The organism is Anaeromassilibacillus senegalensis (genome assembly GCF_001261775.1).
Classification (GTDB): domain Bacteria; phylum Bacillota; class Clostridia; order Oscillospirales; family Acutalibacteraceae; genus Anaeromassilibacillus; species Anaeromassilibacillus senegalensis.
Window position 1 is genome coordinate 691,604 of record NZ_LN868538.1, and the last position, 16,386, is coordinate 707,989.

At 55.0% G+C, this 16,386-nt stretch carries 11 protein-coding genes; all 11 read right to left on the reverse strand.

Annotated features, from left to right (window positions below; all coding sequences use genetic code 11):
• Positions 1-14: 14 nt before the first annotated feature.
• Positions 15-482 carry a MarR family winged helix-turn-helix transcriptional regulator gene (locus BN2106_RS13465; RefSeq protein WP_050699084.1) on the reverse strand — a complete coding sequence of 156 codons (468 nt, stop codon included), beginning with the start codon at positions 480-482 and terminating at the stop codon, positions 15-17.
• 194 nt (positions 483-676) lie between these two features.
• Positions 677-3,748: a bifunctional diguanylate cyclase/phosphodiesterase gene (locus BN2106_RS13470; protein WP_082236510.1), complete on the reverse strand. Its 3,072-nt coding sequence runs from the start codon at positions 3,746-3,748 to the stop codon at positions 677-679.
• Between the two features lie 150 nt (positions 3,749-3,898).
• On the reverse strand, positions 3,899-4,510 hold the full coding sequence (locus tag BN2106_RS13475; RefSeq protein ID WP_050699085.1) for a glycerol-3-phosphate acyltransferase: 612 nt from the start codon (positions 4,508-4,510) through the stop codon (positions 3,899-3,901).
• Positions 4,507-5,631, reverse strand: a complete 1,125-nt coding sequence (locus tag BN2106_RS13480) for an MGDG synthase family glycosyltransferase (protein ID WP_050699086.1) — start codon at positions 5,629-5,631, stop codon at positions 4,507-4,509. The genes BN2106_RS13475 and BN2106_RS13480 overlap by 4 nt, the downstream gene beginning before the upstream one ends.
• A 169-nt stretch (positions 5,632-5,800) precedes the next feature.
• Positions 5,801-6,685: a DMT family transporter gene (locus BN2106_RS13485; protein WP_050699087.1), complete on the reverse strand. Its 885-nt coding sequence runs from the start codon at positions 6,683-6,685 to the stop codon at positions 5,801-5,803.
• Positions 6,686-6,755: 70 nt separating this feature from the next.
• The gene (locus tag BN2106_RS13490; protein WP_195891849.1) at positions 6,756-8,225 is read right to left on the reverse strand and encodes a histidine kinase N-terminal 7TM domain-containing diguanylate cyclase; all 1,470 of its coding nucleotides are present in this window, start codon (positions 8,223-8,225) and stop codon (positions 6,756-6,758) included.
• Between the two features lie 87 nt (positions 8,226-8,312).
• Positions 8,313-9,497, reverse strand: a complete 1,185-nt coding sequence (rlmD, locus tag BN2106_RS13495; RefSeq protein WP_074017526.1) for a 23S rRNA (uracil(1939)-C(5))-methyltransferase RlmD — start codon at positions 9,495-9,497, stop codon at positions 8,313-8,315.
• 270 nt (positions 9,498-9,767) lie between these two features.
• Positions 9,768-11,684 (reverse strand): InlB B-repeat-containing protein, encoded by a 1,917-nt coding sequence (locus BN2106_RS13500; protein ID WP_050699089.1) that lies wholly within the window; start codon positions 11,682-11,684, stop codon positions 9,768-9,770.
• A 179-nt stretch (positions 11,685-11,863) separates the two neighbouring features.
• Positions 11,864-13,015 (reverse strand): GNAT family N-acetyltransferase, encoded by a 1,152-nt coding sequence (locus tag BN2106_RS16830; protein WP_242846331.1) that lies wholly within the window; start codon positions 13,013-13,015, stop codon positions 11,864-11,866.
• 2 nt (positions 13,016-13,017) lie between these two features.
• Positions 13,018-15,168 (reverse strand): PTS sugar transporter subunit IIC/EAL domain-containing protein, encoded by a 2,151-nt coding sequence (locus BN2106_RS13515; RefSeq protein WP_050699090.1) that lies wholly within the window; start codon positions 15,166-15,168, stop codon positions 13,018-13,020.
• Positions 15,165-16,328: a GGDEF domain-containing protein gene (locus BN2106_RS13520; protein WP_050699091.1), complete on the reverse strand. Its 1,164-nt coding sequence runs from the start codon at positions 16,326-16,328 to the stop codon at positions 15,165-15,167. The genes BN2106_RS13515 and BN2106_RS13520 overlap by 4 nt, the downstream gene beginning before the upstream one ends.
• Positions 16,329-16,386: the final 58 nt, after the last annotated feature.

Genomic DNA, 16,386 nt, shown 5'->3' on the forward strand with positions numbered 1-16,386 from the left:
TTGGACACACTTTATCAGTATATGTTGGCAGATTCCTGCATCTGCTGGCAGATTTGGGAAAACGACCGGCTCAGGCGGATAAACTCCTGCGCCTCCTGTTCCCCCAGCTTTTGAACAATCCGGTCGATCCGCGCCAGCATGGACCGCCGGGCCTCTTCCAGAATCCGCTCGCCCTCCGGCGTCAGGCGGATATACACGCGCCGCCGGTCCAGCTCGTCGTTGACGCGCTCCACAAAGCCGCGCTCCTCCAAACAGCTGACCGCCTTGCTCACCGCGGGCTTTGTCACCTCCATGGTGCTGCTCAAATGAGAGGATGTGACGCCCTCGATGCCGTTTTCCCGCACATTTTGCTCCGCTTCCTGATGGATGACAAAAAGCAGCAGCATCGTGCTTTTGGTCACCGGTCCGGCACTGCTGAAGTCCTTCAGGCTCTGCATCAGCCCCATCATGGACCGGAACAATTCTCTTCCAATCTGTTCCATCTTTTCCCCTCTTTGTCTGGATGCGTTTTTATCATAAATGGTTAACCAGGTTAACCGATTGCATCGCTAGTTTAAAACAGAACGCGGGTATTGTCAAGAAGAATGTTAGAAAGTTATCAAATCGTTTACAATTGCACAAACAGACGAAAAAAAGCTTCGGCCTGTGCGTTTTGCAGGCCGAAGCTTTTTCACTTTTATTTCGTATTTCTAAGCAAATCCATAAAATTTGCCTCACACACGGGTTTTCCAAACAGGTATCCCTGCATAAAATCCAGATGCATCGTTTTGACAATGCCGTACTCTTCCTCCTGCTCGATGCCCTCCAGGCAAACCTGAATGTTGACATCGTGGCACAGCGCCACGATAAACTCAATAAAGGTGGCGTCGAAGCGGCTGCTGCTGATATCCTTGACGAAGGCGCGGTCCACCTTGACAATGTCCGCCGGACTCTTCTTCAAAATCTCCAGCGAGGAATAACCTGTTCCAAAGTCATCCATGGCGATGCGCACATGCAGCTTGCGAATATTGTCAAAATCCGCCGCCAGATCGTCAATATTGGATACGATACAGCTTTCGGTCAACTCCAAAATGATCCGGTTTGGATCCACGCCGGAGTCCCGCAGTTCCTTCTCCGCAAACGGGATAAAATCCGGTTTGGACAATTGGAGATAAGAGAGGTTGATGCTCATTTCAAACGCGGGATTCACCTTGGCACAGGCGGCGCATACGCGCAGCGCCTCCTTAAAAATCCAGCGTCCCACCGGATGGATCAGGCCGCTTTCCTCCAAAAGGGGAATAAACTCGTCCGGGCCGACCGGCCCGTACTTCTCACAGTGCCAACGAGCTAGTGCCTCCGCCCCATACAGGGTACGGCTGTCCGCGTTGACCACCGGCTGATAATGCATTTCAAAGCCCTCAAAATGGTTCTCCACGCTTTCGCGCAGCAGCTCCGTCAGTTCCAGGGAACGTTCCCGATGCAGCAGCGTTTGTCTGGAGAAGATTTCCATGCGGTTTTTGCCCTTCCTCTTTGCGGATTCCATTGCGTATTCCGCAAATTTATAGAGGTCCTGATAGTTGGACGCATTCTCCGGATAGGAGGCACACCCGGCAGACAGTGTGCAAAAATACTTCTTCCCCTCATGCTCCTGTTGATGGGAAAAATACCGGTGGATTTTCCTATAAATTTCCTTTGCCTGTTCCGGACTCCCGTCGATCAGCACGCAGAAGGCGTCACCATCCAGCCGGTAAACCTTTGCACTGTTCGATACCAGACTTTGAATCTTCTGCGCGATAATGCGGAGAACCTCGTCACCGAACCGGCGATTGTACAGGTCGTTAATATGCTGAAATTCATCCAAACCAAGGATCATGACCGTCAGGCTTTGACCGGGCCGCTCCGCAAGGGCGTTGGTCGCCTCCTGCTCAAACTCATATTTATTGTACAGGCCGGTCACATGATCCAGCCGGTTTTTCTTTCCCAAATTGGTGATCATTCCCGCAAACAGGCGGGGTTTTCCGCCTGCGTCCCGCTCCACATGTCCGCGGCAGCGCAGCCAGACCCATTCCCCATTGCGGTTGCACGCGCGGTATTCCACATAATGGGAATTGGAACGTCCGTCGACAATCTCCTGATTTGACTGCACAAAAATTTTTTTGTCGTCCGGATGCACCTTTTCTCCCCAGACGGCGGCCGCATTGGGAACTACCTCCCCCGGCAGGGCAAATTCCTCCACCATGGCTTTTGGATATAAAAACGTCCCTTCGCTGTCCTGCATATTGCAAAGATAGATATAATCATCCGTACTCTTCACCAGCGCGTCGTATAAATATTCCCGATCGAAAGAAAAGGGTTCCGGCTCCGTCCGGGGTTCTTTACGCAGCCAGCGGGAACGTTCGGCCCTTTCAATATGGGAGCGCCGCTTCTGTTCATACATGCGGCTGTCCGCTTCCGCGAGGATTTCCTTCATGCTCATACCGTTGTCCGGCGCGGTTTCAAAAATACCGCAGCAGAATTCCGTGCAGTACGGCCTGCCGCACTGTCGATCCTCTTGTGCCAGGCGGACCCGCACGTCGTCCACAATTCTGCCGGTATCCTTTTCCCCTAAATCCCAGCAGGCCATGACAAACTCGTCGCCGCTCAGGCGGAGCAGCAGGTCCGATGGCCGGATACACGCCCGGAATTCCCGCGCCACACGGCCCAGCATCGCGTCGCCCTCCGCGTGGCCGTACAGGTCGTTGACCTCTTTCAGCCCGTTGACGTCAAACAGGCAAACCGCCACCGGGACGCTTTCCCGGATCGCCCGGCTCAGCATACCGCGCAGCGCTTCCTTGCCCGCACGGCGGTTGAGCAGATTGGTCAGGTCGTCCATGCTGGCGGCCCAACTCAGCTTTTTGGATTCCGTAATATCGATGGACTGCTGAAAATGCACCAGAGAACCGTCGATCCAGCGCATCAGGCTGTCGTAATTCTGGTAAGTATGCCCATTCAGCGTATTACATTCTTCCCAAACGGTAAACGGCGTATCCTCCATGCCGGATCGCAGCGTTTCCACCGGGCAGAACGGGCACCGGCCCGCCATCCCCTTCTGCAGGACCTGCCAGCAGGTCTTGCCCTCCGGGTTTTCCAAGTGGAATGCATCCTTCATGGTTTTGTTCATAAACAAGATCTGGTCCGTCTGGATATCCGTCACATACAGGTTCGCACGCATGCTGTCCATAATGGCGTTAAACGCGCAGTTCTGCATCCGGTATTCCTCGTTAAACTGCCGGTTCGCAAAGGAGATCCCAACCAGCGTCGACAGCGGTGCAAGGCACTCTTTTTCCCGCGCAGTCCACGGGCCGCGCGCCGCTTCCTTCCCCACAAAAAGGAAGCCGGTTAACACTCCATCGTCTCTCACCGGAAGCATGGACGGAAAAATGGGGGCTTCTTCGGAACCAAACAGCATATGTTCCAATTCCTCGTCCTCGATTTGCCCGCCGGATTGATCGATTTCAATCAGACGCGGCAGGCATACCTCCACCAGCTTTTGAAACGCGCCCTCCCCACAGTTGGCCGCATCCTTACAGGCAGCGCCTTCCAGCACGGTTTTCCGGGCGGACAGGCGCACCAGCGCCAGACAGCAAACCGGAGCGAAACGGCGGGCAAAATCCGTCAGATATTTCACGCTTTCCGAAAGCGGTTTTACGCCGACTAAAAAAGGTTTCAGGCTGTTCAGGTGCGTATGCATTTCCCGGACCGCTTCCCCGTCCCGGTCGTTCCGCTCCATATTGTCCACTCCCATCTGTTACCGAACCGTTTTCCGCGGTCGGTTTCTGTCGCATCCTGAATATTTATTATACTATAGCTCTTAACAAATCTCAATTTTGTTTCTGATATCTTTTCATTTAAATTGATCCCATTCGCACCGTGCCGCAGATCAGGAGATCCGCCTGCGAAATGGGGAGCGGATTCCAAACCGCTCGCCCTGATACCGCGCAAAGTGCTTCCACACCACGACGGCGGAAAGCAGGATACAGCCGCTTACAATTGCACGATTCTCCACCAATTGCATGCAGCAGATGCTGAACAGCGCAAAGGTGACAACCGAACGGTAAAAATGCGGTGTGATCACAACGACAAGGGAAAACAGCAGGTAAAAAAACGCCAGCAGCAGCACGGGCCTCCACTCCGGAGCAAGCCCCAGCAGCACACCGAACGAAACGGCAATGGCCTTTCCTCCGTGTTCCCGTTTCCACCACGGGAACGCGTGGCCCAGCACCGGCGCCGCCATGACCAGCCCAAACAGCGGCTGGTACACATCCAGAACCCTTGCCGCAAAAAAGACCGGGACAAAGCCCTTGCCCAGCTCCAACAGCAGCGATGCGATCCCCACGGGAACCCCGGCGTGCAGAAACGCGTTGGCCGTCCCGGGGTTCCCGTCGCGGCTGCATTCCGTCACATCCACATGGCAAAGATATTTTGGCAGCAGGTATCCATACAGGACACTGCCGGATAAATAGCCGATTACAATCCAAAACAGAATTTTCACTCGATATCCTCTCCACTTAAGCACAGCAGCAGATGGAAGAGCTTTTCCGGCGCTTCCGGTGAACAATATTCCCGCTGCGCCGCCAGCATCCGTTCCCGCCGGTCCGCCTGCCACGCCAGTTTGCGCCCCAGTGCAATCTGTTCCTGAAAATGTTCCGCTGTCACAGACATGCCGCGGCTGGTAAAAAACGCCAGGTTCCTTGTCTCACAGCCCGGAATCGGCGCGGTATGCACAATGGGAATTTGTTTGACCGCCGCCTCTGTGCTGGAAAGGCCCCCCGGCTTGGTAAAAACCACGTCGCAGGCGTCCATATAATCCGCAACCTGCTCCGTGTATCCCAAAATATGAACGCGCGGGTTTTCATAAAACTGTTCCCGCAGCGCCGCCTTCAGCCGGTCGTTGCTGCCGCAGATGATAACAATATCCTCCGCGCCGTGGCTCGCCCGCGCAAGCGCCTGAGCAAACGCGGGCATTTTACCAAAGCCCATGCTGCCGTTCATCACCAGCATCGCAGGGCGGTCCAGTGGCAAGCCAAGGCTTCGTTTGACCTGCGATTTCTCTTTTTTGCACAGGAACGCCGCACGCACGGGAATGCCCAGCGGGAGCAGCTTCTCCCGCGGCAGCCCCTTTTGCACGTATTCCTCCGTCAGGTCGCCATGCGGCAGAATATAAAAGTCGCAGTCCGTCTCCTCCCAAAAGGGAATACAGGTGTAATCCGTCGTCACCGCTACAACGGGCTGCCGCAGCAGATTTCTGCGTTTTAAACAGGTCAGCGCCTCCGCGGCAAACAGGTGCGGCGTCACGATCACATCAAATGTATGTTGCGCCAAGTACCGCTGCAGCGGCTTGCAGAGCAGCGTATTGGCATAGTAGACCGGGGATTTCCGCTTGGCGGAGCTTATCAAATCGCCCGCGCGGTACAGCGCGTGGAACAGGCCGGGTACATGCTTGACCATCTCCACATAAACACCGCCCACCGCCTTGGAGGCGCGTTTTCCCGCCAACAGCATGACATCCGTCATGACGGCTTCATGTCCCCGCGCACGGACGCATTCCAGAACCGCTTTCCCGGCTGCGTTGTGTCCCTCGCCGGTATTACAGGATAAAATCAGCACTCGCATGGTATTATAAATCCTTTTCGCTTTTTGGATACCATTATAGCACACTTTCTGAAAAACAAGCGGGAAAAACAGCGGGGCGGCATTTCCTCCCGCCCCGCTTTGTCCGCCCGATCACACATATGGTTCATCTATACAAAAGGTTTGCTCCAGAACAATCCCATGGAAAGGATTATGTTCGTTCCTTTGGCCCGCGCTTCCATCGGCCCCCGGCAGCCTGGTTGAAACAGGTAAAGCCCAGGATCAGGACCGCGCCCACCGCCTGCGCCGGGAGAATTGGCTCCCGGAAAAACAGCGTGGAAACCAGGATGGCAACAAACGGGTCGACATAGCTCAAAATAGCGGTCTGCTGCCCCGGCAGGTCCTTAATGGAGGAAAAATACAGCCAGTAGCAAAGCCCCGTGTGAAAAACGCCGATGATCAGCAAATTTACAATACTGGAGACGGACGCCGCACCAATTTGGAAACCGCCGCGAAACAGCAGGATCACAAACAGCAAGGTGACCGCCCCCGCAAACTGGAGCATGGTGCGTTCCAGCCCGTCGCCCTCCCGGACAAACTTATTCATCAGGACGACGCCGGCATAAAAAGACGCCGCGCCCAGCCCATATAAAATACCGCGCAGATTGTCGCTGCCGCCGGCGCTTCCCGTGCCGATGACCAGCACCAGACCCAGCGTCGCCATGGCAAAGCAGAAAATCTGGAACAGCGTCATCCTTTCCCGGAACAACAGCGGCGTCAGTACAATCACCAGCACCGGCGCAAAATAGTAAGCCAGCGTGGCCACCGCCACGCTGGTATGCTCGTACGCCATAAACAGCAGCGCCCAGTTCAGTCCCACCGCCATGCCAGAAAGGAACAGCAGCGCCTTCTGCCGGGCGGATATGCACGCAGGATTCTTTTTATAAAGCAAGGTACGGATCAGCCAGAGAACTGCCAGTGCAATCACTCCGCGCCAGAACGCAATTTCCATCGACGGGAGCGCGACGCCCCGCACAAAGATGGCGATGGTGCCAAACGCGGCCATGGCAAGAATATTTTTCAGCTGCGGCGTCATAAAAACTCCCCTATGTAGTTCAAATCTTACCACCCACAGAGATGGTATCTTTTCTAAAAACCGGAGACTGTCAGATTTTTCGCGCCTGTTTGCGCCCATACATTCTGGCATCCGCAAGCTGCAGCAGGGTTTCCACATTCCCCGCCTCCGAAAAAAGACATTTGCCGATATCGACATCCATCTTCATCCCGGGAGCGAATAACGCGCTGTCGATACTTTGCACCGCCTGATACAACGGGGCTTCCACATTCCCGCCGTCGGCTTTATGCAGCACCACGAACTCGTCCCCGGCCAGCCGGGCCAGAACGTCCGCCGGTTCCATTGCGGCGCGCATGGCCCGCGCGACCGCAACCAGCGCGGCGTCCCCCGCCTTATGCCCAAAGGTATCGTTGATCCGTTTAAACCCGGACAGATCCAGAAACAGCAGTTCAAAATCCTCTCCGCCGTTTCGCGCCCGATCCGCCCATTCCTCCAGCACCTTGCTCAGGCAGCGCCGGTTGTAAAGCCCGGTCAGATCGTCATAGTGGGCCAGGTAGTCCAGCCGTCTCTGCGTATTTTTTAATTCGCTTACTTCATTCATACACAGGATGCACACATTCAGCCCCCGCTTCCGGGACGCAAGCCGGCTGACAGAACAGAGTACCGGGAATCCGTTTTGCAGCTCCAGATTTAACGGGGCACTTTTACTGCTCCCGGAAGCAAGAAACGCCTCCAGCTGCCCGCGGCTTTCCGGAACCAGATATTCCAGGAACCCCGCGCCTTCCCGCCAGTCTGCCCCCAGCAGCTTCTGTGCCTCCGTATTGACGTAGAGAAGAAGGCATTCCTCATCCATCACGACCATGGCGTCAATGCAGCTTTCCAGCAGATAACCGGGATTCAGGGCCAGCTCCACATGGAGAAAATCGTAGTCGCGCAGCCAGCCCCAGTACCAGATTCCGAAAATCAGGGTGGCGATACAACCCGCGGGCGGGAGATACGAAGTAAAATACGGCAATACGAAGATCGACACAAAGCCCAGTGCAACCACAAAGGAATCCAGAACAATGAAGCCTTTTGCCAGGCGTCTTCTGCTGCGGCTCTGTACCCTTTTTTGCCAGCGGTACAGGCAAAGCAGCGCACCTCCCATATACAATACCAGATAGGCCAAAAAGACAAAGGGCCATACGGTCTGATAGCGCTGCACGTAGGTCCAGCCCAACCCGCTGGCACTCTGCACCAAATCCTCTGCAAAGGCCGTGGGGCTTGCCAGCAAAAACCGCAGCACCAGGAACAGCGGCGGAATCCACCAGATGAGTTTGACCGGCGCTTTCAGTTTTTGATCGGCCCCCATCATGACCATGAAATACCATGCGGTGATTGCGATAAATCCGCACCAGCCGGGTGCGCCCAGACGATGCCAGAACCAGGCGGTTTCTTTGGTCTGCGCCACATAGAAAAACGCATCGCACAGGTTCCACCACGCCAGGCTTGCCAGCACCAAAATGGTCCAAACGTTGAGCTTGTCCGTTTTGCTGACCGTAACCCGCTGGTAAATCAGCATTCCAAAATAGACCGCCCCCACTGTGGCGATAAACGACAATAAATTAATAATCCCACCCCCAATCGCGGCACCGTCTCCATTGACGGATTACTTCAAAGAACGTTCCAATTGCACGACCGTCTCCACATGGTTCGTATGCGGGAACATATCCACCGGCTGGATCGCCTCCACGCGGTACCCCGCGCGGACCAGGAATTCCAAATCGCGCTGCTGCGTTTCCGGATTGCAGGAGATATACACCACTCGTCTGGGCGCGAGCGCCGCCAAAGAGGTCAAAAATTTCTCATCGCTGCCGGCGCGCGGCGGGTCCATCAGCACAACGTCCGCCGTTTCGCCCTCGTCCGCCATGGCGGACATAAATTCGCCCGCGTCGGCACAGTAGAAATAGGCGTTTTTTATTTTGTTGTTCTTCGCGTTGACAATTGCATCCCGGACCGCGTCGCGGTTCAGCTCCACACCGATGACATTGCCCGCCTGTTTGCTTGCGATCAGGCCGATGGTCCCCGTGCCACAGTAGGCGTCAATTACGGTTTCCTTTCCCGTCAGGCCCGCCATTTCAATGGCTTTTTGGTAAAGCACTTCCGTTTGAATCGGATTGATCTGGTAAAAGGATTTTGCGGAGATGCGAAAAACACATCCGCAGAGCGTCTCCTCAATATAGCCCGGGCCATAAAGAACCTTTTCCGCCTCGCCCAGCACCATGCTGGTGGCGCGGTTGTTGACATTCTGCAAAATCGTGGTTATTTCCGGATGCACCTTTCGCAGCGCTTTGACAAAGTTGTTCTTGGCAGGCAAAATAGGGGACGCAGTCACCAGCACCACCATGACCTGCCCGCTGGCAAATCCGCGCTTGACCAGTACATGCCGCACCAATCCGCGTCCGGTATCCTCATTGTACGGTTCCATGCGGAAATCCTTCATCAGCTTCCGGATGGTGAGGACGATGCGGTCGGCTGTCTTATCCTCAATCATGCAGCTTTCCACGGGCACGACGCGGTGTGTGCTGGCCTGATATACACCGGAGATGATTTTTCTGCTCCGGTCCAACGCAAATGCCGCCTGCACTTTGTTGCGATAGTGGTACGGGTTTTCCATTCCGATGATGGGACTGACCGTATGAAAGTTCCCCAAAAGCTTTTCCACGCGCTCCTGTTTCCAGTGCAGCTGGCGCGGGTACGACATATTTTGCAGCTGGCATCCACCGCATTTGCGGTACAGCGGGCAGGGATTCGTGTTGCGCTCCGGCTCCTGCCGCTTTTTATCCTGTTCCATAAAGAAACTCCTTATCTCTTTGATCGCATTCTTTCCGGCGGCAAACTGGCCTCACTCATTCAGGAACCGCCCCCAAACGCCAAAATGCCGCCAGTGACAACGTACGTCTTATTTCTTCCGTCATAGCCTGTTTATCGTCAAGATCACAAGCAATTAACTTGTTGTATCGTATATTATAGCCGGGATTCCTGTAAAAAGCCAGACCTTTACAGCATATAAAAAGACGCCCTCCCGAAGGAGAGCGTCCCATATTCTTTTTCCATTCTTCCTTTATGCAGCCTTCAACGCCACATTGTGCTCCGTTCCTAACGCATTGACTTGGAAAGTCGCACTGTACGCCGCATTGCCGTTTTTCGCCCCGATGTAGATGCGGTAGGTACCCAACGGAATCGTCTCCAGCTCATAATGTCCATCCGCATCTGTATGGACCGAAAACGCCTCATTCGTTCCCAAGTTCCGCAGGGAGAGGGAATAATTTGCCGCCGGCGCACTGTTGGACGTGGTCACCGTTCCTTTTAATACCGGATTCGCCGCCGGAGTCGCCGTCTTGGATTCCAGCGCAACATCGTGCGTCACAATACCATTTACATTAAAATCGGCAAAATAGCCGTAATGGTCGTCGTTCTGTGCAATATACAGGCGGTATTTTCCACTGCTTAAATCACCAGATGTAAATTTCCCATCCGCGTCCGTCATCAACTTCAACGTGTCGTCCGTGTCCAGATTCTTCAGGACCAACGGGCAGTTTGCAAGCGCTACGCCGTTCAAAACAACGGTACCGGAAACGGTTACGATCTTTTCCCACTGGGCGGACAGCGTCACGGCCTCGCCCGGCATGGTAAAGCTGTCCTTCTCTGTTCCCGCGCGGTAAACCACACCATCCGCACCCTTCCAGCCAAGGAAGCGGTAGCCGTCGCGGCTGGGTTCCCCGGCAGGGATGGCGAAGGTTTCCTCTTCAACACAGGTGGTATTCTCCGGCATGCCGGTCACGGTGTCGCCATCCGCGTTGCCGTCAAACAAAACATCGTACGATTGTTTTGTGCTGAGAAACTGGATGCCTTCCCACAAATTGCCGGACAAATTGGCGTAGGTCAGCACACGGTTTGGCACACAGTCCTGCGGGGCATAGATGACAGACGGACCAATGCCCGCCACCCGGCTGCCCTCATAACTGATCGTCGCCCTGGTGGGCGGACCCGCATAGCCCGCGGTATTGGTCAGATTGACGCCATCCACCTTGTAGAACGCATATTTTCCTGAAGCGTCCTGGCTGACGGGCGCGCCGTTGATGGTTAACACCCAGCATTCCTTCATTTGGTTCAGCGGATCTTTGCCCCAAGTGTAGCCGATGGTAAAGGATTCTTTGCTGTTAAAGAAGATCGTTTGCGTGGTCTGTTTTCCGTCCATATCGGTCACAGTAAACGTCCGGTTTGTATCGCGCTGCCACTCGTCCGGCGTGGTAGTATTCTCTTTCCATTGCGCGGACAGCGTCACAGAACGCTCCGGCATGGCAAAACTGTCACCCGGATTGTAGGTTCTATTCCCTGCCGCATCCAGCCAGTTCAGGAAGGTATAGCCCGTGCGCACCGGTTTCTGACTGGGAATCACAACGGTTTTGCCAGCCGTATAGACGCCGTTTGCCGGCAGGTTTGTCACCGCGCTGCCGTTTGCGCTGTAGGTCAGCGCATATTCGGTCGGAGCGGGGGCCCGATTGAAATTCAGCGTGGAACCGCCCTGCCAGCCGTAGCCGGAATAAGTGATTGTCCCGGCAGGAGTGCAGTCCTGCGCCGCGTAAATAACGGAGGGAGCGGTCCCGCTGGTGCTGCTTCCTTCATAGAGAATGGTCGCCTGAGACAGGTTTCCCTTCAGCGGATCGACGCCGTCCACGCCGCCAACCTTCATGAAGGTGTACTTTCCATAGCGCTGGCCGATCTGCGCGCCGTTGATCGTCAGCACCCAGCAGTCCTTGTACTTATAGTTTGGATCCTTTCCCCAGGTGTAGCCGATGGTAAAGCTTTCGCCGCGCGCAAAATTAATTGTGCCGGAGCTGGTCTTTCCGCTTGGATCCGTCACCCGGAACGTCGCGCTGGCATTGCGCCCACCCGACGCGGCAAACGCCGTCAAACCGCAGGAGCACACCATTGCCAGCGTCAGCAGCAGAGCCAGCCATTTTTTCATACCTTTCATAAAATATCCCACCCTTTCATCATTCTCCCGGCTGTTTGCCGGGCTGTCCATACTATTTAATGATAAGGCAACAGGAATTTATTGTCATGTAAAAAGGTGAAATATGGAAAATAATTTGTCATGCTTTGTCTAACTTTGTCAAAATCATATGACCTGTTATCTATCATCCGTCCACAGCACTAATTTTTCCGCTCCGCTCGGAAGAGCAGATGCGGCATGTCCATGTGATAATACTGCTTGACGATATGACCGACCGGCCGCATTCCGTTTCTCCTTGCCACTGCCTGGGAAGCAAAATTGCTGTCCCGGATGATAGAATACACCTCTTTTGCCCGCAGCGTTTCAAACGCATAGCGCTTACAGGCAACGGCAGCTTCCGTCGCATACCCGTTATGCCAAAACGATTTCTTTAACAGATAGCCGACTTCAAGCACCTGTTTTCCGCCCGCATCCTGCATGGTCAGGCCGGCCTGTCCGATCATTTCCCCCGTCTGCTTATGCACAACCGCCCACAGACCGAATCCATCTTTCCGGTAGCGGCGCTGCTGGTTCTCCAGCCAATCGCGCACTTCCTGCTCGCTGAAAGCGTGTTCGTAAGCGGTCATCACCTCTTTGTCCTGTAAGATTTCCCGCAGGTCCGGCAGGTCCTCTTCCCGCATCTCCCTTAGGCGCAAGCGGTCTGTTTCCAAAATAATAAGGGGCTTTTCATCGAGCGACTGCGGCAGACCGTGCGCAAGCATCTCGCGGCAGTCCTCGTACCGTTCCAATGTCTGCATCACAGCGGGCAGCGGCTCCGCATAGATTTCCGGATAGTCTTTTTCGCCGTATTCCGTCCGCACGGGAAATGCGACTTGTTCCCGCAGCGGATCGTTCATATCAAACTGTGCATTTTTTGTACCCGTATTGCCGCGCGCGTCCAACCGCACCCAGCGGTCCCATTCGGAGAGATATACCGCGTTCAGCGCGTGGATGCAGTACCCTTCGTCAGGTGTGTCGCCCAGCGTCAGCCGCTGGTAACAGATCCCCGCTGGAATTCCGGCACTGCGCAGCAGCGCAGCCAGTAACGCGGATTTCGCATAGCAGATGCCCTCCCGGTACCGCAGCGCTTCCGATGCGGTGCGCGCGACACGGCTGCTCTTAATATCGCCGGAATGCGGAATTTCATCACGCACAAACAGGAATGCGGCATTGATTTTTTCCAGTTCGCCGCCGCAGTCCCGGAACAGCGATTCCGCCCGCTTCTGTATCAGCGGATCGGCAAAATCGATGCGGCGGCTGGGACGCAGATATGCGTCCAAACAATTTTCTTTCTGTATCCATTCCATAGCCATTTTTATTCCTTTTCCCGATGGTCTTGTTCGATCCCGTTGCGGTTCTTAGCGACCAGCTTGATCAAATCTTCAAACGGCACCGGCTTGCTGAACAGATATCCCTGGTAGAAGACGCATCCCAGCTCTTCCAGTACGGCGCGCTGTTCCTCCGTCTCCACAAACTCCGCGATCACCTGGAATTCCAGCGATTCCGCCAAATAGATGATGGAGGAAATGATATCCCGGCTGCGCTTGTTGGTCAGCACATCCCGCACCAGGCTGCCATCCAGCTTGACTACATCGAATTGGTTCTCCCGCAGGTACATCATGGAGCTGTGTCCCATACCAAAGTCATCCATAATGACCTGCATGCCAAGGCCGCGCATGCTCTGGAGCTGTTCACTGATTTCGGGGGAAATTTGCAGGGCAGTCTGCTCCGTCAGTTCCAGTCCCAGCTGTTTTCCTTTAAAACGGTGGGCGCTGATCTTATCCCGGATTTCCTGCAGCACGTTGCCGTCGGAAATCTGTCCCGCCGTGAGGTTGATGGAAATTTCCATGCCGTTGCCGAACAGGCAGGTCAATTCTTCCAAGTCGGCGCAGGCCTGCTGGATGATGAAACTGCCCAGATCTTCCATTTGTCCGGTTTCCTCCGCAATGGCAATCACCAGCGGTGGATAAAAGCACTGCCCGTTCTCCCGGTGCCAGCGCAGAAGCGCCTCCGCGCCGACAATGACGCCGTCCCGGTTCACTTGGGGCTGATAGTGCAGCTGCACCTGTCCGGCACGGATCGCGCGCCGCAGGTCCCCCGCCAAACCTTTCGCCGTCATACCCAGCAGATCGGTACGGGCCGTCAGCGGCTGGCGCTGGCCGTGCTGCTCCATCGCCCGGACCTCATCCGCCAAACGGCTGATGTTTTCCTCGCGGTTCCGGTGGTGCAGCTTTTGCGCCAGCCGCACAAAGGGAAAATAGACGGCTGTTCCGACCGCCAAATTAAAAAGCTGCAGCAGGCTGCCCGCCACGGAACCGGTTGCCACATAGCCGCTCAGGAAGATGGGCGTAGTCCACTCGACAGCGTGCGTAACATAAGGCACAAATCCCCATACCGTCGCAAAATAGCTGATTGCTGCCAACAGCATAGGCGCGCCGACAAACGGGATCAGGTAGACCGGATTCAGCACAATCGGCAGGCCGAAAATCATCAGTTCGTTCATATTGAACAGCGCGGGCAGAAAGGCCGCTTTGGTCAGCCGCCGGATATTGGTCCGGCGCTCCGCCAGCAGGATCGCCAGGATCAGGCAAAGCAGTGCGCCGCACCCGCCGAATAGCGCAAAGGTGTCAAAGAACGGCTTGCTAATCACCTCGGTCGGCGCCTGCCCGGCAGCGACCAGCTGCGTGTTGACGTCCAAGCCGGCATTGAACACGTTTCTTGCCACGTCGTCCAGAACGTTGCTGCCATGAATGCCGAAAAACCACATTAGATGCATCAAAAGCAGAAACAGCAGGCCGCTTCCCAGATTTCGGCCCAAATGGTCAAATACGCGGTTGCCCGACTCCCAGAATAACGTCTGAATATTCGACGTGCCGAATACGCTCATCAGCAGGCGGTTGCACAACGCAAAGGCGGCGATCACCGCCGCCGCAGGAACGACCGAATGCAGCGCGTACTGGAACAGGTCGTCTTCCCCGTCCGTGTAAATCCGCCCGCCCTCCGGCAGGCGGCCCTTCAGCCAGACGAACGCGGCGGATGAAACCACGCCGCAGAAAATCGCGTGGAACAGCCAGGTGCTTTCAAAGATGGTAAACACCATCTGTTGGTCGCCGCCGGCCGTAAAGGCTACATAGGAGCAGAGGCTGACCATTGGCACGACGCCGCGGTAGGGCAGGCGGCTCAGCGATTCATAGCTGATGCTGGTGGTCACCAGAATCACGAATGAAATCATCCCCAGGGTTGCCCCCTGCACAGTGGAGAGGAACTGGCGGACTGCCCCGCCAAACAGAGTGGACAGCAGGTTCTGATAGGCCGGGATCGGAATGCTGAGCAGCAGCAAAGCAACAGCCCCCGTCATAATCAACGGGACCGCCAGCATCATGCCCTGCCGGATGGACAGCAGGATTTTATTTTCTTCCAGCCGGCGGTAAACCGCCTGCCAACGACCACTTTGATGTTCTTTCATTCCTGCAACCCCACAACAGACGATGCTGTTTTCTTCTTCAAGCCCATTTCTTCATGATAATACGCCGCCCGGTTGCGCCCATTCTCCTTGGCATCATACAGTGCGGTGTCCGCCTGCTGGATCAAATTGATATAGGATTCTTTCTGCGGACAGGCTTCCTGCGCCACGCCAATGCTGATGGTAAGGTAACCTGTGGCGCTTCCTTTCCGTTCAATTGCGCACTGCCGCACACAGTCCATGATTTCTTTCACAACCTGTTCCGTCTGCCTGACCTGCCGGCCCACGAGGACCAACGTGAACTCTTCTCCCCCATAACGGGAAACGTATATCTCGTTTTCCGCAAAGGCATCATGCAGTGCCTGCCCCAGCAGGGAAAGGCAGGCATCTCCGGCCAGATGCCCATAATCGTCGTTGTAAGCTTTAAAATGGTCGATGTCCATCATAAAAAGGGCGATCGGCTGTTTTTTCCGCCGGCACTCCGCATACGTCTGCGCAATGTACTGGTTGAAGTCGCGCCGGTTTGACAGCCCTGTGATCTCGTCGATCAGGCTGATCCGCTCCAGCTCACGGCGGACGTCGTTTTCCCGCAGGCGCAGGTCCAGAACGAGATACGTAAAGGCAAATCCAATCAGCCAGGCTGTCACCGAAGCAAAAATATCATACGCATACCCGTCCGGCGTTTTAAACAGCAGAACCAGTACCACAAACACCGCCTCAATTGCCGACAGCAGCAGGTTTGTCTTCCACATCGGAAAGACAAAGAGAACCGTCATGACCAGATACATGATGGGAAAAAAGATGGACGGATTGGCAGGATACGGAAACACGCTGATGACAATGATAAACGCCATCACCAGCACGATGAACAGCATACAGAGCGTTTGCATCGCGCGGCAAGATTTCCTGTGCTTTATGTAACAATTCCGCGCCACAATGACAAACGCAACCGTCAGCACCCAAAAGACAGCATAGCAGATGAACAGTGTGGTGCTCCGGAACATAAACGTGGACAGCACCGCGTAAAACGTGAGCAAAAGCAAGTAGATGATACTCGCTTTGCGCAAAATAATAAAATTGTTTTGGGTAATTTCCGCTCGGTAACGGGTGAAGTAGTCCGCGCTTCTTCGGCACATATTTCCTGCAAATCCATTTAATTTCATGATACCAATCCCCTGTTCCCTCTTTCCCTCTCGATTCCCGCCTTCCTTCCCCAATCGG

Bases quoted from the DNA above. Each gene is read 5' to 3' on its own strand.
- BN2106_RS13465 (WP_050699084.1), bottom strand. From the start codon at position 482: ATGGAACAGATTGGAAGAGAATTGTTCCGGTCCATGATGGGGCTGATG.
- BN2106_RS13470 (WP_082236510.1), bottom strand. From the start codon at position 3,748: ATGGAGCGGAACGACCGGGACGGGGAAGCGGTCCGGGAAATGCATACG.
- BN2106_RS13480 (WP_050699086.1), bottom strand. From the start codon at position 5,631: ATGCGAGTGCTGATTTTATCCTGTAATACCGGCGAGGGACACAACGCA.
- BN2106_RS13485 (WP_050699087.1), bottom strand. From the start codon at position 6,685: ATGACGCCGCAGCTGAAAAATATTCTTGCCATGGCCGCGTTTGGCACC.
- BN2106_RS13490 (WP_195891849.1), bottom strand. From the start codon at position 8,225: ATGCTGATTTACCAGCGGGTTACGGTCAGCAAAACGGACAAGCTCAAC.
- rlmD (WP_074017526.1), bottom strand. From the start codon at position 9,497: ATGGAACAGGATAAAAAGCGGCAGGAGCCGGAGCGCAACACGAATCCC.
- BN2106_RS13500 (WP_050699089.1), bottom strand. From the start codon at position 11,684: ATGAAAGGTATGAAAAAATGGCTGGCTCTGCTGCTGACGCTGGCAATG.
- BN2106_RS16830 (WP_242846331.1), bottom strand. From the start codon at position 13,015: ATGGCTATGGAATGGATACAGAAAGAAAATTGTTTGGACGCATATCTG.
- BN2106_RS13515 (WP_050699090.1), bottom strand. From the start codon at position 15,168: ATGAAAGAACATCAAAGTGGTCGTTGGCAGGCGGTTTACCGCCGGCTG.
- BN2106_RS13520 (WP_050699091.1), bottom strand. From the start codon at position 16,328: ATGAAATTAAATGGATTTGCAGGAAATATGTGCCGAAGAAGCGCGGAC.